The 26,372-nt window shown below is 65.2% G+C and carries 27 protein-coding genes; 10 read left to right on the top strand and 17 right to left on the bottom strand.

The genetic code is table 11. The features are described 5' to 3' along the window. Positions 1-69: 69 nt before the first annotated feature. The gene (locus CO675_RS20790; RefSeq protein WP_097673740.1) at positions 70-1,026 is read left to right on the top strand and encodes a LysR substrate-binding domain-containing protein; all 957 of its coding nucleotides are present in this window, start codon (positions 70-72) and stop codon (positions 1,024-1,026) included. Between the two features lie 162 nt (positions 1,027-1,188). Here the strand turns inward: CO675_RS20790 and galU are convergent, their stop codons facing one another. Then, the gene (gene galU / locus CO675_RS20795) at positions 1,189-2,064 is read right to left on the bottom strand and encodes a UTP--glucose-1-phosphate uridylyltransferase GalU (protein WP_097673741.1); all 876 of its coding nucleotides are present in this window, start codon (positions 2,062-2,064) and stop codon (positions 1,189-1,191) included. Positions 2,065-2,197: 133 nt separating this feature from the next. Next, complete coding sequence (locus tag CO675_RS20800; protein WP_097673742.1) at positions 2,198-3,499, bottom strand: NADH:flavin oxidoreductase/NADH oxidase family protein; 1,302 nt, start codon at positions 3,497-3,499, stop codon at positions 2,198-2,200. A gap of 91 nt (positions 3,500-3,590) precedes the next feature. Between CO675_RS20800 and CO675_RS20805 the strand changes: the two genes are divergently transcribed. The 3 genes from CO675_RS20805 to CO675_RS20815 all read left to right on the top strand — a co-directional run bounded on the left by CO675_RS20805 (position 3,591) and on the right by CO675_RS20815 (position 7,423). Then, a complete protein-coding gene (locus tag CO675_RS20805) occupies positions 3,591-4,010 on the top strand; it encodes a MerR family transcriptional regulator (RefSeq protein ID WP_097673743.1) in 420 nt (139 codons plus the stop codon). 134 nt (positions 4,011-4,144) lie between these two features. After that, positions 4,145-5,524, top strand: coding sequence for a lytic murein transglycosylase (locus CO675_RS20810; RefSeq protein ID WP_097673744.1), 1,380 nt, complete (start codon positions 4,145-4,147; stop codon positions 5,522-5,524). A gap of 177 nt (positions 5,525-5,701) precedes the next feature. After that, positions 5,702-7,423 carry an SGNH/GDSL hydrolase family protein gene (locus tag CO675_RS20815; protein WP_097673745.1) on the top strand — a complete coding sequence of 574 codons (1,722 nt, stop codon included), beginning with the start codon at positions 5,702-5,704 and terminating at the stop codon, positions 7,421-7,423. A gap of 119 nt (positions 7,424-7,542) precedes the next feature. On the opposite strand, the gene CO675_RS20820 is transcribed toward CO675_RS20815, so the two are convergent. Both CO675_RS20820 and CO675_RS20825 read right to left on the bottom strand, forming a co-directional pair. Beyond that, positions 7,543-7,929, bottom strand: a complete 387-nt coding sequence (locus CO675_RS20820; RefSeq protein WP_097673746.1) for a CsbD family protein — start codon at positions 7,927-7,929, stop codon at positions 7,543-7,545. Positions 7,930-7,990: 61 nt separating this feature from the next. Continuing rightward, entirely contained in the window at positions 7,991-8,725 is a 735-nt protein-coding gene (locus CO675_RS20825) for an SDR family NAD(P)-dependent oxidoreductase (protein WP_097673747.1), read from the bottom strand. A 188-nt stretch (positions 8,726-8,913) separates the two neighbouring features. On the opposite strand from CO675_RS20825, the gene CO675_RS20830 reads away from it, so the two are divergent. Both CO675_RS20830 and CO675_RS20835 read left to right on the top strand, forming a co-directional pair. Next, complete coding sequence (locus tag CO675_RS20830; protein WP_198964676.1) at positions 8,914-9,693, top strand: SDR family NAD(P)-dependent oxidoreductase; 780 nt, start codon at positions 8,914-8,916, stop codon at positions 9,691-9,693. A 101-nt stretch (positions 9,694-9,794) separates the two neighbouring features. Further along, positions 9,795-10,682, top strand: a complete 888-nt coding sequence (locus tag CO675_RS20835) for a TauD/TfdA dioxygenase family protein (RefSeq protein WP_097673748.1) — start codon at positions 9,795-9,797, stop codon at positions 10,680-10,682. A 246-nt stretch (positions 10,683-10,928) separates the two neighbouring features. Here the strand turns inward: CO675_RS20835 and CO675_RS20840 are convergent, their stop codons facing one another. Further along, positions 10,929-11,588, bottom strand: coding sequence for a YqgE/AlgH family protein (locus tag CO675_RS20840; protein WP_097673749.1), 660 nt, complete (start codon positions 11,586-11,588; stop codon positions 10,929-10,931). A 136-nt stretch (positions 11,589-11,724) separates the two neighbouring features. On the opposite strand from CO675_RS20840, the gene CO675_RS20845 reads away from it, so the two are divergent. From CO675_RS20845 to CO675_RS20860, 4 genes are all read left to right on the top strand, one after another. Next, complete coding sequence (locus tag CO675_RS20845; protein WP_097673750.1) at positions 11,725-12,561, top strand: protein-disulfide reductase DsbD domain-containing protein; 837 nt, start codon at positions 11,725-11,727, stop codon at positions 12,559-12,561. Positions 12,562-12,793: 232 nt separating this feature from the next. Continuing rightward, positions 12,794-14,176: an oligosaccharide flippase family protein gene (locus CO675_RS20850; RefSeq protein WP_097673751.1), complete on the top strand. Its 1,383-nt coding sequence runs from the start codon at positions 12,794-12,796 to the stop codon at positions 14,174-14,176. Between the two features lie 33 nt (positions 14,177-14,209). After that, the gene (locus tag CO675_RS20855; protein ID WP_097673752.1) at positions 14,210-14,494 is read left to right on the top strand and encodes a hypothetical protein; all 285 of its coding nucleotides are present in this window, start codon (positions 14,210-14,212) and stop codon (positions 14,492-14,494) included. After that, a complete protein-coding gene (locus tag CO675_RS20860) occupies positions 14,487-14,822 on the top strand; it encodes a hypothetical protein (protein WP_097673753.1) in 336 nt (111 codons plus the stop codon). Before CO675_RS20855 ends, CO675_RS20860 begins: the two co-directional genes overlap by 8 nt. Positions 14,823-14,855: 33 nt before the next feature. On the opposite strand, the gene CO675_RS20865 is transcribed toward CO675_RS20860, so the two are convergent. From CO675_RS20865 to cysG, 12 genes are all read right to left on the bottom strand, one after another. Further along, on the bottom strand, positions 14,856-15,644 hold the full coding sequence (locus tag CO675_RS20865; RefSeq protein ID WP_092118875.1) for a 3-hydroxybutyrate dehydrogenase: 789 nt from the start codon (positions 15,642-15,644) through the stop codon (positions 14,856-14,858). Between the two features lie 12 nt (positions 15,645-15,656). Then, on the bottom strand, positions 15,657-16,826 hold the full coding sequence (locus CO675_RS20870; protein ID WP_097673754.1) for a DUF3734 domain-containing protein: 1,170 nt from the start codon (positions 16,824-16,826) through the stop codon (positions 15,657-15,659). Positions 16,827-16,933: 107 nt separating this feature from the next. Continuing rightward, complete coding sequence (locus CO675_RS20875; protein ID WP_097673755.1) at positions 16,934-17,431, bottom strand: CAP domain-containing protein; 498 nt, start codon at positions 17,429-17,431, stop codon at positions 16,934-16,936. 146 nt (positions 17,432-17,577) lie between these two features. Further along, positions 17,578-18,627 (bottom strand): sulfate/molybdate ABC transporter ATP-binding protein, encoded by a 1,050-nt coding sequence (locus tag CO675_RS20880; RefSeq protein ID WP_097673756.1) that lies wholly within the window; start codon positions 18,625-18,627, stop codon positions 17,578-17,580. Continuing rightward, on the bottom strand, positions 18,617-19,579 hold the full coding sequence (cysW, locus tag CO675_RS20885; RefSeq protein WP_502693394.1) for a sulfate ABC transporter permease subunit CysW: 963 nt from the start codon (positions 19,577-19,579) through the stop codon (positions 18,617-18,619). The genes CO675_RS20880 and cysW overlap by 11 nt, the downstream gene beginning before the upstream one ends. A gap of 8 nt (positions 19,580-19,587) precedes the next feature. After that, entirely contained in the window at positions 19,588-20,424 is an 837-nt protein-coding gene (cysT, locus tag CO675_RS20890) for a sulfate ABC transporter permease subunit CysT (protein ID WP_097673757.1), read from the bottom strand. Between the two features lie 15 nt (positions 20,425-20,439). After that, entirely contained in the window at positions 20,440-21,429 is a 990-nt protein-coding gene (locus CO675_RS20895) for a sulfate ABC transporter substrate-binding protein (RefSeq protein WP_198964677.1), read from the bottom strand. Positions 21,430-21,624: 195 nt separating this feature from the next. Then, the gene (locus CO675_RS20900) at positions 21,625-22,353 is read right to left on the bottom strand and encodes a phosphoadenylyl-sulfate reductase (protein WP_097673759.1); all 729 of its coding nucleotides are present in this window, start codon (positions 22,351-22,353) and stop codon (positions 21,625-21,627) included. Next, positions 22,350-22,865 (bottom strand): DUF934 domain-containing protein, encoded by a 516-nt coding sequence (locus CO675_RS20905; RefSeq protein WP_097673760.1) that lies wholly within the window; start codon positions 22,863-22,865, stop codon positions 22,350-22,352. Before CO675_RS20905 ends, CO675_RS20900 begins: the two co-directional genes overlap by 4 nt. Next, positions 22,852-24,507: a nitrite/sulfite reductase gene (locus CO675_RS20910; RefSeq protein WP_097673761.1), complete on the bottom strand. Its 1,656-nt coding sequence runs from the start codon at positions 24,505-24,507 to the stop codon at positions 22,852-22,854. The genes CO675_RS20905 and CO675_RS20910 overlap by 14 nt, the downstream gene beginning before the upstream one ends. A 25-nt stretch (positions 24,508-24,532) precedes the next feature. Next, positions 24,533-24,850 carry a DUF2849 domain-containing protein gene (locus CO675_RS20915; protein ID WP_074131355.1) on the bottom strand — a complete coding sequence of 106 codons (318 nt, stop codon included), beginning with the start codon at positions 24,848-24,850 and terminating at the stop codon, positions 24,533-24,535. After that, a complete protein-coding gene (cysG, locus tag CO675_RS20920) occupies positions 24,847-26,298 on the bottom strand; it encodes a siroheme synthase CysG (RefSeq protein ID WP_097673762.1) in 1,452 nt (483 codons plus the stop codon). The genes CO675_RS20915 and cysG overlap by 4 nt, the downstream gene beginning before the upstream one ends. Positions 26,299-26,372 lie beyond the last annotated feature (74 nt).

Consider the following 26,372-nt stretch of genomic DNA (forward strand, 5'->3'; position numbering starts at 1 on the left):
GAACGATTCTACGCGCCCCAATCCATCAGGTGAAATTGACTTTAGTGATCGCGCCGATAAGATTATCTGATGATAAATGTCACACTCCGGCAACTGAGGTATTTCGATGCGCTGGCCCAGCACGGGCATTTCGGGCGCGCCGCGGATGCCTGCGCGGTGTCGCAGCCGGCGCTCTCGATGCAGATCCGCGAGTTGGAACGCGCGGTCGGCGGCGTGCTGATCGAACGCAATGCCCGGCAGGTCACGCTGACGACGTTCGGCGAGGACCTGCTGCATCGCGTGCGCGACATCCTGCGCTCGGTCGACGAGCTCGGCGACTTCGCCCGCGCCTCGCGCGACAAGCTCGCCGGCCGCCTGCGCGTCGGCATGATCCCGACCATTGCGCCCTATCTGCTGCCGCGGGTGATCGAGACGCTGGCGCGGCTGCATCCCGAGCTCGACATCCATGTCCGCGAGACGCTGACGCCGAAGCTGATCAAGGAAGTCGCCGAAGGCCGGCTCGACACCGCGATCGTGGCGCTGCCGGTGCATGAACCGTCGCTGACCGAGGTCGCGCTGTTCTCCGAGAATTTCCTGCTGGTGCGGCCAGGCGAGGATGCCAAGACGCCGGTGCCGAGCGCCGAGATGCTGCGCGAGATGCGGCTGTTGCTGCTCGAGGAAGGCCATTGCTTCCGCGACCAGGCGCTGTCGTTCTGCAACATGCAATCGTCGTCGCCGCCGCGCGAGGTGCTGGATGCGAGCTCGCTGTCGACATTGGTGCAGATGGTCGGCGCCGGCATCGGCGTCACCCTGATCCCCGAGATGGCGGTGACGGTCGAGACGCGCTCGGCGCCCGTCACGGTCTCGCGCTTCAAGAACCCGCAGCCCTCGCGCACCATCGGCATGGTCTGGCGCAAGACCAGCCCGCTCGCCGCGCAGCTGCAGCAGATCGCCGAGGTGGTCTCGCTCGCCGCCCGCGAGCTGCGTGCGCCGATGCAGGATGGGGCGAAGGACACGAAGCGCGCGGGGCGAAGGAAGGTCGCGTGATAGGTAGGGCGATGCGTTAGGTTGCAGTCCTCGTTTGGCACACACATCGCTCCACACTCACCATTGTCGTCCCTGCCTCGCAGGGACGACATCGAATGTGTTGCGCGGCCTGTGACGATACGTCCGCATCCTCACGGCGAATGGCGAGATGAGGCGGCGCCGCTACTTCTCCAGATACTTCTTCATCTCGGCGATCAGACCGTCGCGCAGCTCGGGGCGCTTGAGGCCGAAGGCGATGTTGGCGCGGAGGAAGCCGGGCTTGGAGCCGCAATCGTGGCGCTCGCCCTCGAACTCGACGCCGTAGAACTTCTGCGTCCTGGCGAGGCCAATCATGGCATCGGTGAGCTGGATCTCACCGCCGGCGCCGCGCTCCTGCGTGGCCAGGATGCTGAAGATCTCCGGCTGCAGGATGTAGCGGCCGGTGATCGACAGGTTCGACGGCGCGGTGCCCTGCGGCGGTTTCTCGACCATGCCGTCGACCTCGAAGATGTTGCCGGTGCGTTTTCCGACGCCGCAGATGCCGTATTGATGGGTCAGCTCGTCGGGCACCGCCTCGACTGCGATCACGTTCGACTTCTCGCCGAGCTTGTTGGCGGCGTCGATCATCTGCTTCAGGCAGCCCGGCGTGTTCAGCACCAGCTCGTCCGGCAGCACCACCGCGAACGGCTCGTTGCCGACGATGTCGCGCGCGCACCACACCGCGTGGCCGAGCCCGAGCGGCGATTGCTGCCGGGTGAAGCTCATCGCGCCGGCTTCAGGCTGGTTCTGCGCCAGGATGTCCTGCTCGGTCTTCTTGCCGCGCTGCGCGAGCGTGGTGTCGAGCTCGAACATGCGGTCGAAGTGATCCTCGATGACGCCCTTGTTGCGGCCCGTGACGAACACGAAGTGCTCGATGCCGGCCTCGCGGGCCTCATCGACCACGTACTGGATCAGCGGCTTGTCGACGATCGTCAGCATCTCCTTCGGCATCGCCTTGGTAGCGGGCAGCACACGGGTACCGAGACCGGCGACGGGAAATACGGCTTTGCGGATCTTCATGGGATTATCGGGGGCCTTGCAACGGGTGGGACGGCGCGAAATGCAATCGCTCCTTGGTACCCGTTTTGCAGCCGAGAACAAAGGCGGATGTGTGATGTGCACGGATCCGTCTTTTTCCACCCATGCGTATGGCTTACCGCGGCATCCCGACGGCCCGCACATTGGCGCGCGACCGCACCGACGTGCCGTGAGACGCAGCAGTCGCGTTGGCAGATGTCGCGATCCAGCGGCGATATTTGCGGGTGAGCGACGCGGTGCGCAATTGCCCGAGAACCAACGCTTTCAGCGGCGAAACGTTCGGATTGGCCGTGCGGCCCCGGCTCAATCGCCGCAGCTGGAATTTCACGACAGCCATGGCGGCAAGCGAGGCCATCGGCTTGTTCTTCCAGCGGATCGGCGCGACTTCTGGCCGCAGATCCTCAGCCCGGCGCCACGCATTCGGCAGATCCGGCCTGATGGCAAGCGCGGTAGCGATACCCGCGATGGCGACGCCGCTGTCGAGCACCTGTTGCACGATGCCGATGCGGCGAATGCCGCCGGTGACCATCACCGGCATCCTGGCGACCCCGGCAATGTCGCGTGCGAAGTCGAGGAAATAGGCTTCGCGCGCCAGCGTGCGGCCATCGCGCGCTTCGCCCTGCATCGCCGGCGCCTCGTAGCTGCCGCCCGACAGTTCCACCAGATCCACCGGCAGTTCGTTCAACATCTCGACGACCGTCTTCGCGTCGGCTGCATCGAAGCCGCCGCGCTGGAAATCGGCCGAGTTCAATTTGACCGCAATAGAGAAGCCCGGCGACACCGCTGCGCGGACGGCCTTGACGGTCTCGATCAAGAGACGCGCCCGGTTTTGCAGCGAGCCGCCCCAGCCGTCGGTACGCCGGTTGCTCAAGGGCGACAGGAACTGGCTGATCAGATAACCGTGCGCGGCATGGATTTGCACGCCGGAGAAACCGGCCTGCTCGGCGAGTTTCGTGGCCGTGACAAAGCGCGCGATCACCTCGTCGATGTCCTGCTCGGTCATCTCTTTGGGCATTGCAAACAGGTTCGAATGCTTGCCGAGATCAAGCGCCACCGCCGATGGCGCGAGGGTTGGCTGGCCCATGTTTTTCATCATCTGCCGGCCTGGATGACTGAGCTGCAGCCAGATTTGCGCGCCCTTTGCGCGGCCGATCCGCGCCCAGTTCCGGAACGCTTCGAGCGGGGTGCCATCCTCCAGCACGACGCCGCCCGGTCCAGTCATGGCGCGGCGATCGATCATGACATTGCCGGTGATGATGAGGCCGGCGCCGCCGTCGGCCCATGCCTGGTAGAGGCGCAGCAGTTCGGCCGACGGGAGATGCCCGGCGTCAGCCATGTTCTCCTCCATCGCCGCCTTGGCGATACGGTTGGGAACGCTGGTCCCGTTGGGCAAAGTGAGTGAATCGAACGGCGACATGAGCCGGCTTCCTTATCGAGTTCCGTGTTGATCTGCCCGCACCCTAACCTTAAAGTAAACTTTAAGGTCAAGCAGCCGATGGAGCGTCGCAGTGAAGATCGGGGAACTGGCTCGGGAGTCCGGCCTCGCGCCGTCGCGCATCCGCTTCTATGAGCGAGAGGGCCTGATCGGATCGATCGATCGCGGCTTGAACGGCTATCGGCAGTATTCGCGCGGAACCAGGCAGGTCCTCGAGATCATCGTGATGGCCCAGCAGGCCGGATTTTCGCTCGACGAGATCCGGAACCTGCTGCCGCCGCACGGCAAGGGTGACTGGAGCCGCGACAGATTGGTGGCGGCGCTCAAGGCCAAGGTGGTCGAGGTTGCAGCCTTGCGGCATCGACTGGCTGAAACCCAGGCCGGGCTGGAGGCCGTGATCGCGCGGATCGAAGCCACGCCGCCGGGTGGTGACTGCTTCGAGAATGCCGAAGCGGTTCTGGCCGGTCTCAAGGATCAGGTGAAAGCGGATTGATGCGCCGGACAATTTGTCCCGGTCAAAACCGTCGCGCGCGATTTCGCCACGCCCCAAATGCTGCGCTTTGTTAAGCTATTGGAAACCGTGACGGGGCCTTCTGAGGCGGCACGATTTTGACAGGCACACGACATATGCGCTCGACCGGAACACCAAGGACCAGGCTATGCAGCGCGAGCCTGATCGCGCTGGCCCTGCTGCTGCCGGGCGCGACCCAAGCGCAATCGGCCGGCAACGGCCTGACCAATTTGATCGACAGCATCTTCTCCCCGAACGCTGCGACGCCGCCGCAGGCGGCGACCGGGCAGGACGGCGCAGCGCCGCCCTGGAGCGGCGAAGACGGCGCCTCCGGCCATCCTCTGATGACGGCCGCCGCGATCCGCCAGGCCGCATCCGACTTCCCGAACTGCGTCGCTGGAATGTGGCCGGATGCGGCGCGGCGCAACATCAGCCAGCAGAACTTCGAGCGTTTCACCGCGGGCCTCACGCCCGACCTGCGCATCATGGACCTGCTGGATTCGCAGCCCGAATTCACCAAGGCGATCTGGGACTATCTCGACATTCTCGTCAGCGACACCAGGCTCGCGAAGGGCCGCGAGATCCTTGCGAAGTACAAGCCGCAGTTCGACGCGACCGAGAAGGCCTATGGCGTCGATCGCTATATCATAGCGGCGATCTGGGGCATCGAGTCGAACTATTCGACCCAGATGGGCGATCGTAGCGTGGTGCAGTCGACCGCGACGCTCGCCTGCATCGGCCGCAGGCAGGCCTATTTCAAGGACGAGTTCCTGTCGGCGCTGGAGATTCTCAACCGCGGCGATCTCAGGCCCGAGCAGATGCGCGGCTCCTGGGCCGGCGCGTTTGGCCCGACCCAGTTCATGCCGACCGCGTTCAAGCGCTATGCCGTCGACGGCGATGGCGACGGTCGCCGCGACGTCGTCGATAATCCCAGCGACCTGATCGCCTCGACCGCCAACAATCTGAAGAAGGACGGCTGGCAGACCGGCGCGAGTTGGGGCTACGAAGTCGTGCTGCCGCAAGGCCTGAACTACATGCTGGCCGACCGAGCCAAGGCGATGCCGCTGTCGCAATGGGAGCAACTCGGCGTCAAGCGACCGAACGGGCAGGCGTTCCCGCGGCCGTCCGACAAGGCCTATCTGCTGGCGCCCGCCGGTGCCGAGGGGCCGGGCTTCCTGATGCTGCAGAATTTCCGGGTGATCATGAAGTACAACCCGGCCGAGGCCTACGCGCTCGCGATCGGTCATTTCGCCGATCGGCTGCGCGGCGGTCAGCCCTTCGTGCAGCCCTGGCCGCGCCAGGAGCGGGTGCTGTCGCGCGCCGAGCGGCTGGAACTGCAGCAGCTGCTCGCTCAGCGCGGCTTCTACAAGGGCACGCCCGACGGCCAGTTCGGCGGCCAGACCCGCGAGGCGCTGCGCGGATTCCAGGTCTCGATCGGGGCACCAGCCGACGGTTTCGCCACCGCCGAAGTGCTGGAGCGGCTGCGGGGGCGGTAGGCCGGCGGCCATATTGCCCCGTAGCCCCCTCCCCGGAAAGTAACCGTGAAATCCGATATTTGCCCGGCGCCTTGACGGCGGCCGGAGGCACCCGATTTATGGTGGAAAAGCTGCCCGCTTGCGGCCCGATTCCGCTAATATGCTCACGTACTTCCAGATCATTTGCGACCGAACTCGATGGCAAAGCCAAAGTCCTTCCTGCGCATATTCACCGAAGCCGGGCCGCTGGTCGTGCTGACGGTGGCGCTTGCGCTGTTGATCGGCATTGCCGAGCCCGCCTCGGCGCAGTTCTTCGGCTTCCCCGGCTTCGGTGGCGGACCGCCGCAACCGCAGCGCCGCGCTCCGCCGCAGCATGGCGGCGGTGGCGGCTGGTTCGGGGGCGATTTCTTCGCGCCGTTCCAGCAGCAGCCGCAATCATCCCAGCCGCAGCGGCCGCGCGAGGATTTCTCGCGCGCGCCGCCACCGGCCAAGCGCGAAGCCGCGGCCGAGCGCAACGTGCTCGTGATCGGCGACGCGATGGCCGACTGGCTCGCCTACGGCCTGGAAGATGCCTATTCCGACCAGCCCGACATGGGCGTGATCCGCAGGCACAAGACGGTCTCCGGCCTGATCCGCTATCAGCCCAAGGGCGATCCGGCGGATTGGGCTGCGGCCGCCAAGGGCATTCTCGCCACCGAGAACCCCGACGCGATCGTCGTGATGCTCGGCCTCAACGACCGCACATCGATCCGCGAACCGATCGCGGAGAAAAAGGTCGACAAGAAGGACGAGAAAAAGGACGCACGCGGCAAGCCGGACGCAAAGCCCGGCGACAAGCCCGACGCCGCCGCCAAGACTGACGGCAAGACCGACAGCAAGCCGGCCGATGCCGAGCTGCCGGCCGACGATGCCGACACCGACTCGCAGGCCGCGCCGGAAAAGACCGCGCGCTCACCCAACGGCCTCTATGACTTCCGCGACGACCGCTGGGTCGAGCTCTACGGCAAGAAGATCGAGGAGCTGATCAACGTGCTGAAGAGCAAGGGCGTGCCGGTGCTGTGGGTCGGCCTGCCCGCGATCCGCGGCCAGAAGGGCACGTCGGACATGCTGTTCCTCGACGCACTCTATCGCGACGGCGCCGGCAAGGCCGGCATCACCTATGTCGACGTCTGGGACGGCTTTGTCGACGAGGCCGGCCGCTTCATGCCGAAGGGTCCGGACTTCGAAGGCCAGCCGCGCAAGCTGCGCTCCGATGACGGCGTGTTCTTCACCAAGGCCGGCGCGCGCAAGCTCGCGCATTATGTCGAGCGCGAGGTGACGCGCCTGCTCGCGGTGCGCACCGGTCCGATCGCGCTGCCGAGCGAACCGGCAACGCCCGAGACCAGCACCGAGCCCGGCAAGCCCGCACCGCGGCCGCTGGCAGGCCCCGTGCTGCCGCTGGTCGCCTCCACGGTCGGCACCGATCAATTGCTCGGCGGCCCCGGCTCGCGTCCCGCCGCGGTAGATGCGCTCGCCGCGCGCACGCTGGTGAAGGGCGAGGCGCTGGCGCCGCCGGCCGGCCGCGCCGATGATTTCGCCTGGCCGCGCCGCGAGATCGGACGCGAGCAGGCCAAGGGCGACGTGCCGGTTGCCGCGGCCACGCCGGCCGCCCCGGCGGGTGGCCCTGCCAATCCGCCACCCTCCACCACGGCGATCGCGCCCGACGGCTCGATCATCACCGCGCCGAAGCCGCCCAAGCGCGTGTTCCGTCCGGCGCAGGCCCAGCCGCAACAGCAGCCGCAGACGCAGCCCTGGCTGCGTGACATCTTCGGATTCGGCGCGCCGCAGCAGCGCCCGCTGGTGGCGCCGCCGCCACGCCCGCCGCGGCCGCCCGGCAATATCGGACAGCGAGCCGCGGCGCCGGGGAATCCCTGGCAGTAAGCGGCGCGCGTTTCGATCATGGAAAAACCGTAGGGCGGGTTAGGCGAAGCCGTAACCCGCCGATGTCGTATGCGCGGAGAGACGGCGGGTTACGCTATCGCTAACCCGCCCTACGCAGCTCAACCGTAATAGCGCCAGCGTGACGGCGGACGGCGCGGCTGGCGCGTCATCAACAGCGCCAGCGCGAAGCCGATGCCGCCGGCGATCAAGAGCGAACCGAGCGGATTGTCCTGCACGGTTTGCGCCACCGCCTTCTGTCCGCTGCGAACGGTCTCGCCGCGATGTTCATAAGCATCCTTGAAAGTATCCTTGGCATAGTTGACCGCGGTGTCGGCGGCGTCGCGCGCGGCATCCTTGGCCTGGCCGTAGAGATCCTGCACTGCGCCTGCTGCCTCGCGCGCGCGGCCCGAGGCTTGCGTCTGTGCATCGCCGGTCGCATCGCCGACGGCGCTTTCGGCCTTGCCTGCAAATTCCTTTGCCGTTCCGAAAATCCGATCCTTGTCCATCATGACCGCTCCCTGAAACTGTCAGGGAGCCAACCGCCGAGCCTCGCACAAGTTCCTGCGGCTAAAGGATCAACCCGCCATCGACGATGATGGTCTGGCCGACGATGTAGGACGCGAGCGGCGAGGCCAGGAACAGCGCGGCGCCGGCCATGTCGGCGGGCGTACCGAGACGCTTCAGCGGAATGCGCTCGAGCGCGCCCTCGAGCCGCTTCGGATTCGCCGTCGTCGCCTTGGTCATCTTGGTGTCGACGAGGCCCGGCGCGATGCCGTTGACGCGGATGCCGTTCTCCGCCCAGGCCTCGCCGAGCGTGCGGGTCAGGCCGACCGCGCCGGTCTTCGAGGCGTTGTAGGCCGGATTGCCCATGGTGGAATGATAGGCCGCGGTCGAGCTCACGATGATCAGCGATCCTTTGCTCGCGCTCAGCATCGCATGGAATTTCGTGGCGCAGGCCATCAGGCTCATCAAATTGACTTCCATCACCTTGCGGAAACCTTCCATCTGGAATTCCCCGCGGCGGTAAATCACCGCGCCCTGCGCCAGCACCAGCACGTCGAGCCGATCGAACGACGGCGTCAGGCTTTCGATCGCCTGCGGATCAGAGACATCCAGCTGCGCATAGGCAAGGCCATCGAGATGCGAGCCTTCCTCAGCGGAATAGTCGCTCGCCTGCGCGCGGGTGCCGCACACGGCGACGCGCGCGCCCTTGGCGCGGAAGGCCTGCGCGATGCCGTTGCCGATGCCGCTGGAACCGCCGACCACCAGTACCTGCTTGCCGCCGAAATCGAGCTCGTTCATCGCGTTCCTCTCCCGTGTTGTTTTCTTGATTGAGCATGATCCCTTTCGAAAAGCCAACGCAAATGCCGACGCAGAACTTGCGTTAACGCGCGCGCGCGTGCCGGATACGGATCGCCGGTTTGACGTCTTTGCGGATCGGTGCCAGCGTTGCCGCCTTGCACCACAAAAAAATCAACGGGAGGTCCGTCATGTCCGAATTCAAACAGCTCAGCCGCTCGGTGAAGGGCCTCACCGTTCTCGTCACCGGCGCCGCCAGCGGCATGGGCCGTGCCACTGCGCGCGTGTTCGCCGATGAAGGCGCCAATGTCGCGGTCACCGATCTCACCGAAGAAGGCACGCAAGCGGTGGCGAAGGAGATCGCAGCAAGCGGCGGCTCGGCCAAGGCCTGGACGCTCGACGTCAGCGATCGCGACGCCATTACCAGGGTCGTCAACGATGTCGCCGCGCATTTCGGCGGGCTCGACATCATCGTCAACAATGCAGGCATCTCGGTGCGGGTGCCGATCGACGATCCCGGTTATGAAGACGCCTGGGCCAAGGGCATCGCCGTGATGCTGACGGCGCATCCGCGCATCATCCGTGCCGCACTGCCCTACCTGCGCAAGTCGCGATCGCCGCGCATCGTGAACATCGCTTCGACCGAAGCGCTGGGTGCGACCGGATTGCACAGCCCCTACTCCGCGGCCAAGGGCGGCGTCACCAGCCTGACCCGCTCGCTCGCGGTGGAACTGGGGCGCGAAGGCATCACCGTGAACTGCATCTGCCCGGGCCCGATCCGCACGGGGATCACCGATCGCATCTCCGAGGAGCACAAGACGATCTACGCCAAGCGCCGCACCGCACTTGCGCGCTACGGCGATCCGGAAGAGGTCGCGCACATGACGCTGAGCCTGTGCCTGCCGGCGGCATCGTTCCTGACCGGCGCCGTGATTCCGGTCGACGGCGGGTTGATGGCGCGGAATGCCTGACCCGCATCTGGCTGCGAAGCGTTGACAGCGCGTGCGTCGAGAGTAGCCTTTGCGTCAAACGAAGCGGGACAACCGCCCGCGAGATACGGGGAGATACGCCAATGACGGTCCTGATCCGGCAGCTTCACAAGCATTTCGTCGGCGAGGTCTCCGGCGTCGATCTGCGCAAGCCGCTGACGAAGCAGGAAGCGATCGACATCGAGGCCGGCATGGACAAATACGCCGTGCTCGTCTTCCACGGCCAGGACATCTCAGACGAACAGCAGATGGCGTTCGCGCTGAACTTCGGCGAGCGCGAGAACGCGCGCGGCGGCACGGTGACCAAGAAGGAAGACTACCGCCTCTCCTCCGGGCTCAACGATGTCTCCAATCTAGGCAAGGACGGCAAGCCGCTGCCGAAGGATCACCGCACTCACCTGTTCAACCTCGGCAACTGCCTGTGGCACTCCGACAGCTCGTTCCGGCCGATCCCGGCGAAGTTCTCGCTGCTCTCGGCGCGCGTGGTCAACCCGAAGGGCGGCAACACGGAGTTCGCCGACATGCGTGCCGCCTATGACGCGCTCGACGACGACACCAAGACCGAGATCGACGACATGATCTGCGAGCATTCGCTGATGTATTCGCGCGGCTCGCTCGGCTTCCTCGACTACACCGACGAGGAGAAGGAGATGTTCAAGCCGGTGCTGCAGCGCCTGGTGCGCACGCATCCGGTACACGGCCGCAAGTCGCTGTATTTGTCCTCGCATGCGGGCGCCATCAGGGGCATGAGCATGCCGGAGGCGCGGCTGTTGCTGCGGGATCTCACCGAGCACGCCACGCAGCCGGAATTCGTCTATGTGCACAAATGGACGGTGCATGACCTCGTGATGTGGGACAACCGCCAGACCGTGCACCGCGTGCGCCGCTACGACCAGTCGCAACCCCGCGACATGCGCCGTGCCACGGTGGCCGGCACCCAGCCGACGGTGGCGCAGGAGGCGGCGGAGTAGCGCGGGCACAATAATAGCCGTCGTAGCGCGGCCAACCCACCGCCGTCGTCCCGGGCAAGCCAACGGGTCGCGCGAACGCGCGCCCGATGACAGGCTCCGCGCGACCCGCGACCCATAACCACAGGGCGTCGTCGTTGCGCGACGCTGTGGCCCCAGTTCGCTCCATCCGCACGTGCGATGGTTATGGGTCCCTGCTCCCGTGCGCAATTGCGCACTAGGCAGGGACGACACTGTGGGTGTGTGGCGCTACGCGTGCCCGGCGTCGTTCGACAGCATGCCGGCCTCGATGCCGATCTTGCGCAGGGCGCGCGCGTATTTCTCGTCGACGTCGGTGCCGAAGATCAGCTCCGGATCAGCGTCGCAATGCAGCCAGCCATTGTGCTGAATCTCGTTCTCGAGCTGACCCGGCGCCCAGCCAGCGTAACCCAGCGCGAGGATCGCGTGCTTGGGGCCTGAGCCCTTGGCGATCGCCTTGAGGATGTCCACCGTCGCGGTGAGCGAGATACCGTCGTCGATGTTAAGCGTCGCGTCCTGAATGTAGAAGTCGCTGGAATGCAGCACGAAGCCGCGGCCGGTATCGACCGGGCCGCCCTTCATCACCTTCATCATCTCGGCATTCTCGGGCAGCGTGATCTGGTCCGACTTTTCGATGATGTCGAGCTGCACCAGCAGCCCCGGGAAATCGATGCTGCCGGCCGGGCGGTTGACGATGATGCCCATCGCGCCCTCCGAGGAATGCGCACACATGTAGATCACGGAGCGTTCGAAGCGCGGGTCGTTCATGACAGGCATCGCGATCAGCATCTGGCCATCGAGATAGCCATCTTCGGTGGCATGGGGACCGACGGCCGGGTTTCTGCCGGCGGCGGCCTTGCGAGTCTTGCCTGTTTTGCCTTCAGGGCGCATCCACAAAGGCCTTTCCTGCTGATTTGGCATCCTGATATTGGGTCGCGGTTCTGTCAATCAACCTTCGGCCGCCGTGCGGCGATGCATCACAAGCAATTCAATGGTTTGCAACGAAAGTTGCAGGTAAAGACGTCTCATGATCGTCACAGTTCCCATGCGTGCCGCATTTGCCGTCGCCGCCATATTTTCCGTCGCATCCGTGGCAACGGAAGCCCGCGCCGACGACGCCTCGCCGTGGCAGCAGGACACGCATTCGGCGGTCAGGCTGCTGGCGGGATCGCGCAGCGGCGCGGTGCTGCTCGGCGGCATTGCCTTCCAGCTGCAAGACGGCTGGAAAACCTACTGGCGCACGCCGGGCGATTCCGGTGTGCCGCCGCGGTTCGATTTCTCCAAATCTGACAATGTCGATGCGGTCACGGTGATGTGGCCGGCGCCGCGCCAGTTCGACGACGGCGCCGGAGGTACCTCGCTCGGCTACAAGCACCAGGTGGTGCTGCCGCTGCGCATCGTGGCGAAGAATCCCGACAAGCCGCTGGTGCTGCGCGCCGACATCAACTACGCGGTGTGCGAGAAGCTGTGCGTGCCGGTGGAGGCGAAGGCCGAGCTGGCATTCGCCAGCGTCGCCTCGACTGAGGACGCCGCGCTGTCCGAAGCGCTCAACGCGGTGCCGAAGCCCGCCAATATCGGCGACCCTATCCCGTTCACGATCCGCGACGTCAAGCGCGACGGCAACAACGTGCTGGTCGATGTCACCGCGCCTGAGTCCAAGGACCTCAGCCTGTTCGTCGAGGGGCCGACACCCGACTGGGCGCTGCCGGTACCCAAGCTCGTCGAGCACGCGCCGCCGGGCGTGAAGCGCTTCGCTTTCGAGCTCGACGGCCTGCCGCCGGGCGCCAAGGCGGACGGCGCTGCGCTGAAGCTGACGCTGGTCGGCGGCGACAAAAGCTACGAATTCAATATCAATTTGAACTGACGGCGGCCTCTCCGATCGTCGTCCTGGCGGAAGCCAGGACCCATACCCCGCGGCGGCTATTTGAGGCAGGCTAGGGACACAGCGTGCTCCCAAATAGACATTTGTGGTTATGGGTCCTGGCTTCCGCCAGGACGACGGGAACAGCCCGTCCAACCCAATCTTAACGTTTCGTTGATAGATCGGGGGCCATTGCCGCCTTGCGGCGCTTTAGGAATTTTCCGCCTTGGCTGTGATGGAAACACAACCCGCAACCTCTGCGCCATCGGGCCTGGCCGCACGCCTACGCGGCCTCGCCGCGCGCCTGCTCGGCGGCACCAAGGAGGCGTCAGTCACCAAGCGCCTCGCGGGCATGATCTTCGTCATCCGCGTCATCAGCGCCGCCATCGCCTATCTCGCACAGATCCTGCTCGCGCGCTGGATGAGCGGCTCGGACTACGGCATCTATGTCTATGTCTGGACCTGGGTGTTGCTGCTCGGCAGCACCATGGATTTCGGCATCGCGCCGTCCTCGCAGAAGATCATCCCGGAATATCGCGCGCGCGGCGACCTCGCCGCGCTGCGCGGCTTCCTCTCCGGCGGCCGCTGGGTGGTGCTTGCCGCCTCCAGCACGGTGGCGCTGCTGCTCGCCGGCGTGATCCATTTCGCCTCGCCCTGGATCGATCCGAATGCGGTGGTGCCGCTCTATATCGGCTGCCTGACATTGCCGCCCTTCGTGGTCGCCAACACCCAGGACGGCATCTCGCGCGCGCATGACTGGATGCAGCTCGGCCTGATGCCGCAGTTCATCGTGCGGCAGGGACTGATCATCGCGCTGACCGCCGGCGCGCTGGCGCTCGGCTTCAATCTCGGCGCGACGGCGGCAATGATCGCGAGCGCCGCTGCGGTCTATGTCGCGGCGATCGGCCAGATGATCGTGCTGAACCGCCGCCTCAAGGCCCATCTCGGGGCGGGCGAGAAGACCTACGACGTCCGGGGCTGGTTTGCGATCTCGCTGCCGATCATGCTGGTCGAGAGCTTCTATCTGCTGCTCGGCTACACCGACGTGCTGATGCTGCAGCAATTCCGCTCGTCCGAGGAAGTCGGCATCTATTTCGCCGTGGTGAAGACGCTGGCGCTGGTGTCGTTCGTCCACTACGCGATGTCGGCGACGACGGCGCACCGCTTCGCCGAGTACAACGCGCTCGGCGACAAGGAGCGGCTGTCGGCCTATGTCGCACACGCGATCAGCTGGACGTTCTGGCCCTCGTTGCTCGCGACCATCGCGCTGCTCGCGTTCGGCAAGCCGCTGTTGTGGCTGTTCGGCCCGAAATTCGTCGACGGCTACAGCATCATGTTCGTCGCCGCGATCGGGCTCGTGGTGCGCTCGGCGATCGGGCCGGTGGAGCGCCTGTTGAACATGCTCGGCCACCAGAGCATCTGCGCCACCGCCTACGCGGTGTCGTTCTTCATGAATGTCGGGCTCTGCATCGCGTTGGTCCCGCGCTACGGCGGCATGGGCGCCGCCGCCTCGACCTCGCTGTCGCTGACCTTCGAGACGATCCTGCTGTTCTACGTGGTGCGCTCGCGCCTCGGGCTGCACGTGCTGGCGTTCGGGAAGGCCCGGTCGGGACCGTAGCTTTCCGCCGGATGCGGTGTATATTTTGCCGTTATGCCCGCCGCCGACCTGAGGGAATTGTTTGATCGCGTACAATCCTGGCCGAAAGCGGCGCAGGACGAATTGCTGTCACTGGCAAACGCGATCGAAAACGTATTCCAGGCTCACCAGCACGTCGCTTCCGACGATGAGCTGCAGATAAGCGAGGCTGCGATCACTTCCATCGAAGCCACCCCCGACGCCAGTTCGAGCGCGGATGAGATCGACATCGTGGAGAGCATGCAGCGGCTGGTGGCTGAGAAGCCAAATCCTCCGCGAGAAGGCAAGTCGGATGCCTAACGGTAAGCCAGGCGATCATCCATACACCGATATCGTGTTCGGCAAGGCCGATATCTATTCACCCATCGCCGCAGCTCTCGTCCGAGAGATTGCAACGCTGGCCGACGACAAGACCCGGCGGGCGCTGGCCGACCTGCTCTATGAGAAGTTCAATCCCTATGATCGCCCCGACGTCCCTGCACTGGAGCGCCGGCTCACAGCGCTCCGCGACGATCTCCGAAAAGATGCCTTGGCCGGGGGGTTGAAGTGGACAAGAAATGAGACCGTGTTGGTCAGATGCAGAATGCAAAAGCCGGCCCTGATCCAGTCAGGGCCGGCTTTGCTCTAGTTGACAAATCCTGCAGCAAATCGCGCTGGAAAACTACTCCGCGGTCCAGCCGCCGTCGATCGAGAGGTTGGCGCCGGTGATCTGCGCGGCATCGTCGCCGCACAGGAACAGCGCCAGGGCTGCGACCTGCTCCGACGTGACGAACTCCTTGGTCGGCTGGGCGGCGAGCAGCACGTCCTTGATGACCTGCTCCTTGGTCATGTTGCGCGCCTTCATCGTCTCCGGAATCTGGTGCTCGACCAGCGGCGTCCAGACATAGCCCGGGCTGATGCAGTTGCAGGTGATCTTGAACTGCGCGAGCTCGAGCGCCGCGGTCTTGGTGAGGCCGGCGATGCCGTGCTTGGCCGAGACGTAGGCCGACTTGAACGGCGAAGCGACCAGCGAGTGCGCGGAAGCCGTGTTGATGATGCGGCCCCAGCCGCGCTTCTTCATGCCGGGCACCGCGGCGCGGATACCGTAGAACGCCGACGACAGATTGATCGCGATGATCGCTTCCCACTTCTCCGGCGGGAATTCCTCGATCGGCGACACGAACTGGATGCCGGCATTGTTGACGAGGATGTCGACCGAGCCGAAGGTCTTCTCACCGAGCGCGATCATGTCGGCGATCTCGGCCGGCTTGGTCATGTCAGCCGGCGAATAGGCCGCCTTGACCTTGAAGTCGGTCTCGATGCCGGAACGCTCCTTCTCGATGTCGGCCGGAACGCCCATGCCGTTGAGCACGATATTGGCGCCGGCGCCGGCGAAGGCGCGCGCATAAGCCAATCCGATGCCGCTGGTCGAGCCGGTCACAACGGCGGTCTTGCCTGTCAACGTACCCATTGTTCTTCGCTCCTATTTGCTTGCGGGGGGTGTGGGTTCATCCCCCGTGAGGTCGTAAGTCACCATGGTTTCCCCGGACTGCGGCCGTTCTAGCCATTCTTTGTGACGCATCGACAAATGCACGTCGCGGACGCCCGCGCCCCAGTGCTCGACCATCGCAACATGGGAGAAGTCGTAGTCCTTCGACGAGCTCTCGTAGTTCTTGCTCTTGTAGATCAGGTGAACCACCGTGACGGTGTTCTCCTTCGACGCCTTGCGCAGCAGTTCGACCGACGGATCGTTCTTCAAATAATCGGGCAGCTTGCCGATCAGGTCGCGCACCGCCATGCGGGCGTTGTGGATCTGCCTGTTCTTGTCGGTGTTCATCCGCGTCCGGCTGGAATAGCGGATGTCCTTTTCGCGCTCGGCGGCCTCCAGCAGCGTCTCGGGCACCGGCCCGCGCGCGCTGAACAGGTCGACCTGGAAGATCAGGAGGTCGCGGCTGGTCTCCTCGTCGAGCACGAAGTCGAGCGGGGTGTTGGAGGCGATGCCGCCGTCCCAGTAATGCTCGCCCTCGATCACGACGGCGGGAAAGCCCGGCGGCAGCGCGCCCGAGGCCATGATGTGCTCGGGACCGATCTTCTTGCCGAGCTTCTTGAACTCGTAATTGTCGAAATAGCGGAAGTTGCCCGAGGTGACGCCGACCGCACCGACCGACAGCCGCGTCTTCAGATCGTTGATGCGATCGAAGTCGACCAGCCGCTCCAGCGTCTTCTTCAGCGGCGCGGTATCGTAATAGCTCAGCGATTGCGAACTGCCGGGCGGCCACAACGGCGCCGGCGGAATCCGCGGCGTGAAGAAGCCGGGCACGCCGAAAGTTGCGATGATGGCGGCGCTGGTCTCGTTGAAAAGCGAGCGAGCGCGCTCATGTTTCGAAACCGGATTCCACGGCACCGGCGCCGACACCATCTCCCAGAATTCCTTCAGCCGCGGCACCCGCTTGTCCGGCTCGTTGCCGGCGATGATCGCGGCATTGATGGCGCCGATCGAGATGCCGGCGATCCATTCCGGCTCGAAGCCCGCATGACAGAGCGCCTGGAAGGCGCCGGCCTGATAGGAGCCGAGCGCACCGCCGCCCTGAAGAACCAGCACACGCTGCGCTTGCGCCGGCGTCGAGCCGGGCGCGGAATCCGAAGTATCCATTCGTAACCGTTCGGTTCGAAATGACTTGAGGGCGCACCGTGGCGGCTGTTCGCAGCCGCGTCAATCAACGAGATACGGAGCGGGAGTTCACGCGGAATTTATCGCGATCAGGTTGCCGCCAAAATGAGCGTCCAGAACACCTTGTATTTGGTATTCGGAGCGTAGACGGCTGCGATGCCCATTTTTGTGACACCGCTCTTGAGCATGTTGGCCTTGTGCGGCGGTGAATCGCGCCAGCCCGAAAACGCTTCCGCGAGCGTGTGATAGCCCGCCGAGATGTTCTCGACGGCGATGGTTGCCGGGTAGCCGCCGGCCTCCAGCCGCTTGCCGAGCGGCGCCTTCACGTCGTGGTCCATCTTGTTGCGGGCGGCCATCGCCTGCGACTGCTGCTCGGCGAGCCTGGTCAGGTCGGGATCGACCACGACGGTGCCGAGGCCATTGTTCTGGCGATACTGCGAAAACATGATCGCGGCGGCCTGGCTGTCCAGCACGGCGCCGGGCTGCGCCATGTTGAGATACATGGCCGGTTCTTCCGGGATTTTGGTCTCTGTGCCGCAGCCGGCAAGCACCAGAAGCCCGAACAGGGCGACCGTCGTCCGTTTCACTACTGAAAACCCCCAAGGTTGGCCCGCCGTTGTTGCATACCAACCGTGGCTGAATGGTGAACAGGGGCTAACTTTCGGCCATCAATAGCCACCGATCTCCGGGCTACGAGACTTTTCGGGGGGAGGTTTGAAGCAGCGGTTGGGCGCTACCCCTGGGCGGCAAAAATCCGGTAGCGGCGGGGCTGCAGCGAGACGATTTCGCCGGCCTGCAGCTCGCGGTCGCGCGGGGCGTCGATCTCGATCACGGTCTTGCCCTCGGTCCCCGCGAGGGCCACCTCGGCGCGCTGGATCGGACCGAACGAGCGGACATGCCGGATGGCGCCTTCCAGCGCCCCGGTTCCCGCCGGGCCGACCGCCATGTCGTGGCGGCGGACGAACAGTTTTGCCGCACCGGACGCAGCGCCCAAGGCGGGAATGTTCAGCGGACGGCCGTCGAGCTGCACCGCGTCGCCGGCCACATCCACCGGCAGCACGATGGATTCGCCGATGAAGCCGTGCACGAAGGCGGTCGCCGGGTTGTCATAGACCTCGCCGGGCGAGCCGATCTGCTCGATCCTGCCCTTGTCCATGACCACGACGCGGTTGGCGACTTCGAGCGCCTCCTCCTGGTCGTGCGTGACGAAGATCGAGGTGACGTGGATCTCGTTGTGCAACGAGCGCAGCCACTGCCGGAGCTCCTTGCGGACCTTGGCGTCGAGCGCGCCGAACGGCTCGTCGAGCAGCAGGATCCGGGGCTCGATCGCGAGCGCGCGCGCCAGCGCGATGCGCTGACGCTGACCACCTGACAATTGGCTCGGATAGCGGTTGGCGAGCCAGTCGAGCTGCACCAGATCGAGCAGGTTCTTGACGCGGGCGCGGATCGTCGCCTCGTCCTTGCGGATCGCGCGCGGCTGCACGCGCAGGCCGAACGCGACATTCTCGAACACCGTCATGTGGCGGAACAGCGCATAGTGCTGGAACACGAAGCCGACCTGACGCTCGCTGGCGCCGCGCGACAGCGCGTTCTCGCCGTCGATCGCGACCTCGCCCGAGTCGGGCCAATCCAACCCGGCGATGATCCGCAGCAGCGTCGTCTTGCCGGAGCCGGACGGGCCGAGCAACGCCAGCAGCTCGCCGTCAGCGACCTTGAGATCGACATTGTCGAGCGCGGCAAAGCTGCCGAACTTCTTTACGATATTCGTGACTTCAATCGCCATCGGGCACCTCTGCCTCGTCGAGCCGCCGCTCGAGAACGGTTTTCGCCACCAGCGTGATCAGCGCCAGCATCGCCAGCAGCGACGCAATCGCGAACGAGGCGACGAACTGATATTCGTTGTAGAGAATCTCGACCAAGAGCGGCATCGTGTTGGTCTCGCCGCGGATGTGGCCGGAGACGACGGACACCGCGCCGAACTCGCCCATCGCGCGCGCGTTGCAGAGCAGGACGCCGTAGAGCAGGCCCCACTTGATGTTGGGCAGCGTGACGCGGAAGAAGGTCTGCAGGCCGGAGGCGCCGAGCGAGATCGCCGCCTCCTCTTCCTGGGTGCCCTGTTCCTGCATCAGCGGGATCAGCGCGCGCGCCACGAAGGGGAAGGTGACGAAGATCGTCGCCAGCGCGATGCCGGGCACCGCGAACAGGATGTGGACGTTGTGGGCCTGCAGCCACGGCCCGAAATAGCCCTGCGCGCCGAACAGCAGCACGAAGACCAGGCCCGAAATCACGGGCGAGACCGAGAACGGCAGGTCGATCAGCGTGATCAGGAAGGTCTTGCCGGTGAATTCGAATTTCGAGATCGCCCAGGCCGCGACCACGCCGAACACGAGGTTGAACGTGACCGAGATCGCCGCGATCAGCAGCGTCAGCTTGATCGCAGCGAGCGCCTCGGGCTCGGCCAGCGCCGCGAAGTAGGCGACGATGCCTTTCGAGAAGGCCGAGGCGAACACGACGACCAGCGGCAGCACGACGAAGATGCTGAGGAAGGCGATCGCGAGCGCGATGATGATGAGGCGGACCGGGCCCGGCTCGGTGCGCGGGTTGCGCCGCGCCGCGACCGGCTCGGCGCGCGCGATCTCGAGCCGCGGCGCCGGGGCCGCAACGCTGACATCGGTCGCGGGCGCGTAGGTCCGCAGTTGCGTGGTCGAGGTCGCCAATCCCGTCTGCATCGACATCTCGAACCTCAATGCACGGGAATGCGGGCTTGCGCCCAGCGCTGCAGCCGGTTGATCAGGAAGATGATCAGGAACGAGGCCACCAGCATCACCACCGCGATCGCGGTGGCGTCGGCGTAGCGGAATTCGGACAGCCGGATCACGATCAGGAGCGGTGCGATCTCGGAGACGTTGGGCAGATTGCCGGCGATGAAGATCACCGAACCGTATTCACCGATGGCGCGGGCAAAGGCCAGCGCAAAACCGGTGAGCAGCGCCGGAATCAAACTCGGCAGGATGACGCGAAACACCGTGTGCCAGCGATTGGCGCCAAGGCTCGCCGCAGCCTCCTCGATCTCGGGATCGAGATCGATCAGCACCGGCTGCACCGTGCGCACCACGAAGGGAATGCCGATGAAGATCATCGCGATGAAGATGCCGATCGGCGTGAACGCGACCTTGATGCCGAGCTCGGCGAGCGGCGCGCCGAGCCAGCCCTTCTGGGCGAACAGTTGCGTCAGCGCGACGCCCGCGACCGCGGTCGGCAAGGCAAACGGAATATCGACGATGGCGTCGAACAGTCGCCGGCCTGGAAAACGGTAGCGCACCAGCGCCCAGACGATGATGGTGCCCATCACCAGATTGACGCAGGCGGCCGCAAACGAAAGTCCGAACGAAATCTTCAGCGCGTTCAGGGTACGGCGGCTGGCGACGATGCTCCAGAACTGGTCGAGGCTCAGCTCGAACGTCTTGAGGAACAGCGCGGCCAGCGGAATCAGGATAATAACGGAGAGCCATGTCAGGGTCAGTCCCATGGTGAGACCGAACCCCGGCAGGGTGCTGCGCCTTGCAACCGCTGTGCTCACATGCCCCCCTGTTGATCAGTTTTTGTAGATCTGATCGAAGATGCCGCCCTCGGCGAAGTGCTCCTTCTGCGCCTTGGTCCAACCACCGAAAACGTCGTCGATGGTGAAAAGTTCGACCTTGGCGAAGGATTTTTCGTACTCCTTGGCGATCTCCGGATCGCGCGGCCGGTAGGAGTTGCGCGCGGCGATCTCCTGGCCTTCCTTGGTGTACCAGTACTTCAGATAGGCTTCGGCGACCGCGCGGGTGCCCTTCTTGTCGGCGACGGCATCGACCACGGCGACCGGCGGCTCGGCGAGGATCGACTGTGGCGGCGCCACGATCTCGAACTTGTCCGCACCGAACTCGCGCAACGCCAAGAAGGCTTCGTTCTCCCACGCCAGCAGCACGTCGCCGACACCGCGCTCGACGAAGGTCACGGTCGAACCGCGCGCGCCGGTGTCGAGCACCGGCACGTTCTGATAAAGGTCTGCGACGAACTTCTTCGCCTTGTCGACCGAGCCGAACTTCTTCTGCGCGTAGCCCCAGGCGGCGAGATAGTTCCAGCGCGCACCACCGGACGTCTTCGGATTCGGCGTGATCACGGCGACGCCGGGCTTGATCAGATCGTCCCAATCCTTGATGCCCTTGGGATTGCCCTTGCGCACCAGGAACACGATGGTCGAGGTGTAGGGCGAGGCGTTGAGCGCAAGCTTCTTCTGCCAATCGGCGGCGAGCAGGCCCTTGCCGGCGATCGCGTCGATGTCATAGGCCAGCGCCAGTGTCACGACATCGGCCTGCAATCCGTCGATCACCGAGCGCGCCTGCGAGCCCGAGCCGCCATGCGACTGCTTGATCTCGACGCTCTTGCCGGTGTCCTTCTGATAGGCCGCGGCGAACGCCTTGTTGAAATCGACATAGAGCTCGCGCGTCGGATCGTAGGACACGTTGAGTAGCGAATAGTCAGCCGCGAAGGCCGAGCTCGCCCACAACAATCCCGCGACCAGCGGCAGCATACGACGGATCATTTCTGTCTCCATTCAACCTGAGAATGTCAGGGAACACGCAAGACATAACTCACGGTGAAGTGGCCTGAAGTCAACGAAACCGGTTTTCTTAGTTTTCAGCGGCGCAGCGCGCTTGTGCTACGAAGCCGCCGCGCTGCGAAGGCTTTGTCACGTCGCCGGATCGCATGCGCGATCAATGCGACTGAGCGCGGTGCTCTACGACATCTTGGTTGTGTGGATGCCGCATTCCGTCTTCGCGCGGCCACGCCAGCGGCCGTCGCGTGCATCCTCGCCGGCTGCAGCCCGGCTCGAGCAAGGCATACACCCGACCGACTGATATCCCGATGCGACAAGTGGATGCGGCGGCAGCCCGCCGAGCGTGTAGATCGCCTCGATCTCCTCGCGCGAGACATTGGCGAACGGGTTGAATTTCAGTCTGACGCCGTCGTCCTCGACGACAGGGATATCGGCGCGGGCGCCGCCCTGGAAACGCTTGCGGCCGTTGATCCAGCCGGCGAACGGCTTCAGCGCGCGCGCCAACGGCTCGACCTTACGGATGCGGCAGCAGGCGTCGGGATCGTTGAACCACAATTCGCGGTCCGGATCGAGACGCGCCAGCGCCTGCTCGTCGGGCTTGATCGAGCGCACATCGGTGAGGCCGAGCGTCTTGATCAGCGTGTCGCGATAGGCCAGCGTCTCCTCGAACAGCCAGCCGGTGTCGAGGAAGACCACCGGGATCGCTGGATCGACGTCCGCCATCACCTTGAGCAACGCGGCGGATTCAGTGCCGAACGACGACACCAGCGCCAGCCTCTCGCGGCCGACCGTTTGCAATGCGGCCGCGATCACCTCGGCGGGCGACGCCTTGCGCAGCGCGCGATCGAGCGCATCGGCCGCGGGCAATGCGACTGACGCGACTGCAAGCTCTGGTGCAAGCGTGCTCACTGGCCGGCGCTCTCCGAATGCCGCAGCTGCATACGGCGGTTCAGCGCCGTGACGCGGCCGTCGCCGGTCGGCTGATAGAACACCGAATAGCGCTTCATGGTCTGGGCGAACGCGTCGGCGTCGGCATCCTTCTTGACCTCGAAGGCGTCGAAGCCGGCGCGGGTCATGAACACGAACTGGTCGCGCAGGATCTGCCCGGTGGCGCGCAGCTCGCCGTCATAGCCGTAACGCTCGCGCAGCAGGCGCGCCTGGCTGTAGGCGCGGCCGTCGCGGAAGGTCGGGAACACCAACGCGACCGAGGCCAGCCCATCGAGATGCGGCACCAGTTCGTCGAGGTTGCGGTTGTTCGGCCAGATCACCCCGAGCTTGCCGGGGCGGCGCAGCAGCGCCTGCGGATCGGCGAGAAAGCGCTCGGCCGTCACCAGCACCGCGCCGTCGCCCGGCAACTCGGCGCCGTCGGCGACATGCACGAACAGATCGGTGGTCAGTCTTCCCTGCTTAACGAGTGGCATAGACGCGCTCCCTGATAGGCTCGACGCCCAGACGCTTCACCGTATCGACGAACAATTCCTCGGGACGGTCGCGCAGCGCGAGATAAGCTTCGACAATGTCTTCGATCACATCGGCGACTTCCGCATAGGGAACGGCCGGGCCGATCAAGGTGCCCAACTGCGCGTTCTCGTCGGCGCGGCCGCCGATCGTGATCTGATAAAACTCCTCACCGTTCTTCTCGACGCCGAGAATGCCGATGTGGCCGACATGGTGATGGCCGCAGGCATTGATGCAGCCGGAGATGTTGATGTGCAGCCGGCCAATCAGGTCGGCGGTGTCGTGGTTGGCGAAACGCCGCGTCAGCTCCTGCGCGATCGGGATCGAGCGCGCATTGGCCAGCGAGCAGTAATCCAGCCCCGGGCAGGCGATGATGTCGGTGACGAGGTTGACATTCGGCGTCGCGAGGCCGAGGCGGTCGAGCGCCTTGAACAGCGCCGGCAGATCGCGCTTGGCGACGTGCGGCAGCGCCAGGTTCTGCTCGTGGCCGACGCGGATCTCGCCGAACGAGTATTTGTCGGCGAGGTCGGCGACCGCGTCCATCTGCTCGGCGGTGGCATCGCCGGGTGGGCCACCGACCGGCTTCAGCGACAGCGTCACGATCGAATAGCCCTGCACCTTGTGCGCCGACACCGAGTTCTTGCGCCAGCGCTCGAACAGCTTGTCATGCGCGGCCTGCTTCAGCTCGTCCGGCATGTGCGGCAGCTTTTCGTAGGCCGGGTAAGAGAAGCGCGAGCGGACCTCCTCGATGGCGGTGTGATCGAGCGTCAGCCCGACATCGCCCATCGCCTTCCACTCCTCGTCGACTTCCTTGGCGAACTTCTCGATCCCGAGTTCGTGCACCAGGATCTTGATACGCGCCTTGTAGATGTTGTCGCGGCGGCCGTACTGGTTGTAGACGCGCAGGATCGCCTCGATGTAGCTCAGGATATCGCGGCCAGAGACGAACGGCTTGATGGTCTTGGCGATGAACGGGGTGCGGCCGAGGCCGCCGCCGACCAGCACCTCGAACCCGGTCTCGCCGTCGGCGTTCTTGTGCAGGCGCAGCCCGATGTCGTGAATCTTGATCGCGGCGCGATCGTGCTCGGCGGCGGTGATCGCGATCTTGAACTTGCGTGGCAGGAACGAGAATTCCGGATGCAGGGTGGTGTGCTGGCGGATCAGCTCCGACCAGATGCGCGGATCCTCGATCTCACCGGGCGCGACGCCGGCCCACTGGTCCGAGGTGACGTTGCGCATGTTGTTGCCGGAGGTCTGCATCGCATGGATGCCGACCTCGGCGAGATCGGCCAGCGCATCGGGCAGCTCGGCGAGCTTGATCCAGTTGAACTGGATGTTCTGCCGCGTGGTGAAGTGGCCATAGCCGCGGTCGTAGCGGCGCGCGACATGGGCGAACCGGCGCAGCTGCTTCGACGACAGCGTGCCGTACGGAATCGCGACGCGGAACATGTAGGCGTGCAGCTGCAAATACACGCCGTTCTGCAGGCGCAGGATCTTGAATTCGTCCTCGGTGAGCTCGCCCGAGAGGCGGCGCTTCACCTGGTCGCGGAATTCCGAAACACGCTCGTTGATCAGCGTGCGGTCGAGTTCGTCATAAGCATACATGTTCGATGAGCCTTACGCCGGCGCCTTACGCTGGGACCTGGAGATCGATGGTGACGCCCTTGGCGCGGATATGTTCGCGGAGATTGCCCGGCTTGACCTTGCCGCCGTCCTTGAGCTCGACCGGCGCGATATAGGGCCCGACCGCGCCGACGTCGTCGGCGGTAGCTTCGGCCAGCAGCGCGCGGGCCTCGTCAGACGTGGTCACGATCGCAGAGTCGGAGAGTTCGGTGGACCAGCCTTGCTTGGCGGTTCGGTACACCACGGCACCGTCCCAGGTCCGGTTGGCGGTCACCATCGAGGGGCCTGTGATCCTGATTTTCTTCTGTTCGAGCGGAGAGGTCATTCGGCAGCTTTCAGCAGTTCGGAGAACATCTGGTTGGAGAACAGTTGGGTGACGTTGGATCGGCTCCACGGCGCGGAATGCGCGACCACGTCGCCGATGATGAGGACAGCGGGTCCGCCATCGACCTGTTTGACCAGTTCGGGCAGCCGCGCCAGCGTGCCGACCGCGGCCTTGGCATCGGGCCGCGTCACGCGCGCGAACACGCCGACCGGCGTCTCCGGCGAGCGGCCCGCGGCGAGCAAACCTTCGCGGATCGAGGGCGCCGCGGTCATGCCCATGTAGACGACGACGGTCATCTTGGTATCGGTCAGCACCGACCAGTCGACGACCTCGGCATCGCGCGCCTTGTGCGCGGTCAGGAAGGTGATGCGCAGCGCCTCGTGCCGGAAGGTCAGCGGCACCTCGAACTGCGCGGCCGCGCCCAGACCGGCGGAGATGCCGGGAATAATGGAGTAGGCGACGCCGGCATCGCGCAGCGCCTCGATTTCCTCGCCGCCGCGACCGAACACAAAGGGATCGCCGCCCTTCAGCCGCACCGCGCGCTGGCCCGACTGCGCCGCCTCGATCATCAGACGGTTGATCGCGTCCTGGCCGATGCCGGGCTTGCCGATGCGGCGGCCGACGGGAATCCGCGCGGCATCGCGCCGGATGCGGTCGAGAATTTCTGATGACACCAATTCGTCATAGAACACGACGTCGGCGTCCTGCAGCGCGCGCAGCGCCTTCACGGTGAGCAGATCCGGATCGCCGGGACCGGCGCCGACCAGCGCCACATGACCGACAGCCTTGCCTTCGGTATCAGCGCCTGCGAACGCAGCGGGATCGCTGATCGCGTTCAGCGCCTGCTCGGCCTCGCCGTTGCGGCCGGCCAGTACCAGCGCGCCGATCGGACCGTCGACGATGCGCTCCCAGAAGCGGCGACGCAGCGGAAACTCTTCAATCCGCGCATGCATCGGTTTGCGGAAGCGGCCGATGAAGCCGGCGAGATCGCCGATCCGCGCAGGCAGCACCGCCTCGATCTTCTCGCGAATGCGACGCGCCACGACCGGCGACGTGCCGCCGGTTCCGACCGCGACCACGACATCGCCGCGATCGACGATCGCAGGCATGATGAAGGTGGAGTGCACGAGGTCGTCCATCACGTTGACCGGCAGGCCAATCGCCTTGGCGCGCGCTGACATTGCAACACCAACGTCACCCGCACCGGCGCAGAGCACGGCGATGACATCGGAGAGATCGGCTGCGAGCGGATCGCCTTCGGCGCGCTCGATGCGCGCGGCGTCCTCCGCCGCGATACCGGCGAGTTCATGATCGCCGTCGGTCGCGTACCAGCGAACCGCGGCGCCGGCAGCTGCGAGCAGCCGCAACTTGGCGCGCACGAGCTCGCCCGCTCCAACGAGCAGCACCTTGCCGCTTTGCAGATCCAGAAACACCGGCAGATATCGCATCAGACACTCGCTTCCCCAATTTGGGGGTTGACTGAAATTATTTTCTATTTATCTCTCGATCAAGCCCAGCAAAG

The sequence above is a fragment of the Bradyrhizobium sp. C9 genome (genome assembly GCF_002532045.1).
Lineage (GTDB): Bacteria > Pseudomonadota > Alphaproteobacteria > Rhizobiales > Xanthobacteraceae > Bradyrhizobium.

What these genes read in the sequence shown, in the direction of transcription:
- CO675_RS20790 (WP_097673740.1), top strand. Translation starts at nt 70, where the DNA reads ATGATAAATGTCACACTCCGGCAACTGAGGTATTTCGATGCGCTGGCC.
- galU (WP_097673741.1), bottom strand. Translation starts at nt 2,064, where the DNA reads ATGAAGATCCGCAAAGCCGTATTTCCCGTCGCCGGTCTCGGTACCCGT.
- CO675_RS20800 (WP_097673742.1), bottom strand. Translation starts at nt 3,499, where the DNA reads ATGTCGCCGTTCGATTCACTCACTTTGCCCAACGGGACCAGCGTTCCC.
- CO675_RS20810 (WP_097673744.1), top strand. Translation starts at nt 4,145, where the DNA reads ATGCGCTCGACCGGAACACCAAGGACCAGGCTATGCAGCGCGAGCCTG.
- CO675_RS20815 (WP_097673745.1), top strand. Translation starts at nt 5,702, where the DNA reads ATGGCAAAGCCAAAGTCCTTCCTGCGCATATTCACCGAAGCCGGGCCG.
- CO675_RS20820 (WP_097673746.1), bottom strand. Translation starts at nt 7,929, where the DNA reads ATGGACAAGGATCGGATTTTCGGAACGGCAAAGGAATTTGCAGGCAAG.
- CO675_RS20825 (WP_097673747.1), bottom strand. Translation starts at nt 8,725, where the DNA reads ATGAACGAGCTCGATTTCGGCGGCAAGCAGGTACTGGTGGTCGGCGGT.
- CO675_RS20830 (WP_198964676.1), top strand. Translation starts at nt 8,914, where the DNA reads ATGTCCGAATTCAAACAGCTCAGCCGCTCGGTGAAGGGCCTCACCGTT.
- CO675_RS20835 (WP_097673748.1), top strand. Translation starts at nt 9,795, where the DNA reads ATGACGGTCCTGATCCGGCAGCTTCACAAGCATTTCGTCGGCGAGGTC.
- CO675_RS20840 (WP_097673749.1), bottom strand. Translation starts at nt 11,588, where the DNA reads ATGCGCCCTGAAGGCAAAACAGGCAAGACTCGCAAGGCCGCCGCCGGC.
- CO675_RS20845 (WP_097673750.1), top strand. Translation starts at nt 11,725, where the DNA reads ATGATCGTCACAGTTCCCATGCGTGCCGCATTTGCCGTCGCCGCCATA.
- CO675_RS20850 (WP_097673751.1), top strand. Translation starts at nt 12,794, where the DNA reads ATGGAAACACAACCCGCAACCTCTGCGCCATCGGGCCTGGCCGCACGC.
- CO675_RS20855 (WP_097673752.1), top strand. Translation starts at nt 14,210, where the DNA reads ATGCCCGCCGCCGACCTGAGGGAATTGTTTGATCGCGTACAATCCTGG.
- CO675_RS20860 (WP_097673753.1), top strand. Translation starts at nt 14,487, where the DNA reads ATGCCTAACGGTAAGCCAGGCGATCATCCATACACCGATATCGTGTTC.
- CO675_RS20865 (WP_092118875.1), bottom strand. Translation starts at nt 15,644, where the DNA reads ATGGGTACGTTGACAGGCAAGACCGCCGTTGTGACCGGCTCGACCAGC.
- CO675_RS20870 (WP_097673754.1), bottom strand. Translation starts at nt 16,826, where the DNA reads ATGGATACTTCGGATTCCGCGCCCGGCTCGACGCCGGCGCAAGCGCAG.
- CO675_RS20880 (WP_097673756.1), bottom strand. Translation starts at nt 18,627, where the DNA reads ATGGCGATTGAAGTCACGAATATCGTAAAGAAGTTCGGCAGCTTTGCC.
- cysW (WP_502693394.1), bottom strand. Translation starts at nt 19,579, where the DNA reads ATGTCGATGCAGACGGGATTGGCGACCTCGACCACGCAACTGCGGACC.
- CO675_RS20895 (WP_198964677.1), bottom strand. Translation starts at nt 21,429, where the DNA reads ATGATCCGTCGTATGCTGCCGCTGGTCGCGGGATTGTTGTGGGCGAGC.
- CO675_RS20905 (WP_097673760.1), bottom strand. Translation starts at nt 22,865, where the DNA reads ATGCCACTCGTTAAGCAGGGAAGACTGACCACCGATCTGTTCGTGCAT.
- CO675_RS20910 (WP_097673761.1), bottom strand. Translation starts at nt 24,507, where the DNA reads ATGTATGCTTATGACGAACTCGACCGCACGCTGATCAACGAGCGTGTT.
- CO675_RS20915 (WP_074131355.1), bottom strand. Translation starts at nt 24,850, where the DNA reads ATGACCTCTCCGCTCGAACAGAAGAAAATCAGGATCACAGGCCCCTCG.
- cysG (WP_097673762.1), bottom strand. Translation starts at nt 26,298, where the DNA reads ATGCGATATCTGCCGGTGTTTCTGGATCTGCAAAGCGGCAAGGTGCTG.